This is a genomic window from Piscibacillus sp. B03, assembly GCF_052246295.1.
In the GTDB taxonomy this organism is placed as follows: Bacteria; Bacillota; Bacilli; order Bacillales; family Alkalibacillaceae; genus Piscibacillus.
The window spans coordinates 1-2,559 of record NZ_JBQQCO010000070.1 but is presented as its reverse complement, the minus strand read 5'-3'; the positions used below and the strand labels follow the sequence as shown (position 1 = coordinate 2,559).

At 35.8% G+C, this 2,559-nt stretch carries 3 protein-coding genes; all 3 read right to left on the bottom strand.

Annotated elements, in window-relative coordinates; all coding sequences use genetic code 11:
* Positions 1–150 precede the first annotated feature (150 nt).
* The 3 genes from ACTWQB_RS17065 to ACTWQB_RS17055 all read right to left on the bottom strand — a co-directional run bounded on the left by ACTWQB_RS17065 (position 151) and on the right by ACTWQB_RS17055 (position 2,549).
* The gene (locus ACTWQB_RS17065; RefSeq protein ID WP_443140358.1) at positions 151–1,107 is read right to left on the bottom strand and encodes an alpha/beta hydrolase; all 957 of its coding nucleotides are present in this window, start codon (positions 1,105–1,107) and stop codon (positions 151–153) included.
* Positions 1,108–1,308: 201 nt separating this feature from the next.
* On the bottom strand, positions 1,309–2,325 hold the full coding sequence (locus ACTWQB_RS17060; RefSeq protein ID WP_443140357.1) for a DUF3231 family protein: 1,017 nt from the start codon (positions 2,323–2,325) through the stop codon (positions 1,309–1,311).
* 143 nt (positions 2,326–2,468) lie between these two features.
* Positions 2,469–2,549 (bottom strand): hypothetical protein, encoded by an 81-nt coding sequence (locus ACTWQB_RS17055; RefSeq protein ID WP_407644108.1) that lies wholly within the window; start codon positions 2,547–2,549, stop codon positions 2,469–2,471.
* Between the last annotated feature and the right edge of the window lie 10 nt (positions 2,550–2,559).

The window sequence follows — 2,559 nt, the reverse complement described above, 5'->3', positions numbered from 1 at the left end:
CACCATCTGGAAAACATTTCTACGCATTCTCCCAGTCGTTACATCGCAGTGTCGTCTCTGTCCTGTTTCGAAATGTTATCCATGACCAGAAGGTCATGAATTAAATAACTGCCCATCGCACAAAAAGAGCCAGGCGCCCCTGGCTCTTCATTACTTCATATACTCATTTAAAAACTGTTCTAAAGTCTCAATATACTCCTCACGGTAGATGGCAAACGCTTCACCATGACTAGATTTGTCAAAAATCTTCAATTGTTTTTCACTATTCGTATTGTCATAAAGCTCCTGCGTCATACGCGTTGGTACAAATTCATCATTGTTACCGTGTATATATAAAATTGGAAGGTCTGTCTTTTTAACTTGTTTTAAGGCTGATGCTTCTTTTAATGAATAATTGGCTTTTGCTTTTGTCACAACACTTGTTGAATCTAGAAGTGGGAAGGATGGCAGTTTAAACATACGCCCCATTTGATAGTCGAATAAGTCATACACACTTGTATAAGGACTGTCAGCAATTACAGCCTTCACATTATCAGGTAACTCTTCTCCACTAGTCATTAGGACCGTAGCTGCTCCCATAGAAAGTCCGTGTAAAATAATTTCTGTATCTTCACCTTGTTTATCTACTAACCGATTAACCCAATCTACTAAATCTAATCGGCTATGCCAACCAAAGTCAATGTAGTCTCCTTGACTTTGTCCATGCCCTCTTAAATCTACCGACAACATGTTATAACCTAAATCTTCATAGTAATACTCACCATAAAGGCCCATGTCTCGTGCTCGTCCTAGATAGCCATGTGCAAACACAACAGTCTTATTAGTCGGCTCCTCAGCTTCTAAATAGTAGCCTTGTAACCTCAAATCATCGAACGACTTCATTTCCCAATACTCAAAGTTCTGATTATCGACCCACTCACGCCAACCTCCACTAACGAACACGTCCATCGCTTCACGAGAAACAACTAAATCATCATTATCTTGAAGAAATTCCTTTTTCTCCCGTTTAATAGCTAAATCATAAAAATAGAAACTAGCAAAAACATCCGCCAATAGTAATACAGTTAAAAATATAACCCCGACCTTAAACCATCTTTTTTTAAACACTCGTATGTCTCCCCTCAACTCTATGATGTCTATAATTCTATTATACAGAAAATTCAGGACAATCGTCATAGGTAATCGGTGGAATTTACAAAAATATTACGAAATACTCATTAATATGACAATAAAATTACATCTAGAGTAATAGGTATGTAGGGCCATAAAAAAACTGTCGAAAATATATTTCGACAGCTAACAAATTAATTAATTTTTATTCTTTTTACTTAGTTCACGTCGATCAACTGACCTAGGCGGTTCTTCCATCCAGCCATTTTTAATCATAAGACGAGCACCATCATCTGCATAATTGAGTAACTCAGAAATTAATCTTACGTAAGTTAACCCAATATCGCGTCGGGGACTTGTAGATAGAGCAGCGCCATAATAGGCAATACTTATTCCGATTAATGCTGAAGTGTAGAACATCATTTTACGATCTGAGTACACATATGTCGTAGAGTCTGTTACCTCAGAATGCCACGTCATTGGCTCTGGAATATTAAATTTTTTTAAGTACGAACCAAATATTTCACAATGTTTATTAGCAATTTCATTTCCTCTTAGAAAGAATTCTGTCACTTCACGATTTTTAGTAACCTGACTATATCCCATCATTGTTGCGGCACCAAGAGCATTTCTTTCATGGTTCGCGTAAAAGTTCATAATCTCTGCACCAGTTAATGGTCGTCTTTCACTAAAAAACCCTGCTAAAAACCCTTTACTTTCAACAAAATCAAAATTATGGGGCTTAGTTAAATATGGTGTTCGGTTGGATAACCCTTTTTTCAACAATATTGCATTTGTTAGTTCAATTAATTTAATTGAGTCTTCCAAACAATTATGGAAGAACTTAAATACGTCTTCACGCACAGCAGCTCTAATTGCACCACTGTAGTTTGTTACACTAATTTTCCCCATTTGACTCGTTGCCATTAGAAAGTACACATCTGTAAATAATCTTGGTGCTGTAATATCGACATCTTCTTCTAACTTAAAACCATGAGGAATTGGATACCCATCTTGATTAAAAAGCTGTTCTATTTTTGTGACATGAGACTTTGACATTTCTAAAGCTGTTTCTAAAACTTGCTTTATGTCTTCGTCTTCAACATGATTCAGTTGGTAATTTAATTGACAAATAGCACCTGCATCATTCATATAAGTGTTCCAAAGATTCGTTATTTCAGATGCAGTTAGTTTACTAAAACTTTGCGAGCTCATAATAATCCCTCTTCACATCAAAATGATTTTAGGTATAATTTACCCTAAATTTAATTTGATATAAGTATGGAAAAAGTCTTTAGAACATAAAAAAACACCAACCACTTTGAACTGACCCAGGGAAATGAGACAAGAAAAAACACCTATGCTGCCACGGTCCTGTATTCAACAGGGCTGTGGCAATTTAATTTTGAAAAAGGTCGTATATAATTGTAATAATACATGTAATTTATT

Bases quoted from the DNA above. Each gene is read 5' to 3' on its own strand.
- ACTWQB_RS17055 (WP_407644108.1), bottom strand. From the start codon at position 2,549: ATGTATTATTACAATTATATACGACCTTTTTCAAAATTAAATTGCCAC.
- ACTWQB_RS17060 (WP_443140357.1), bottom strand. From the start codon at position 2,325: ATGAGCTCGCAAAGTTTTAGTAAACTAACTGCATCTGAAATAACGAAT.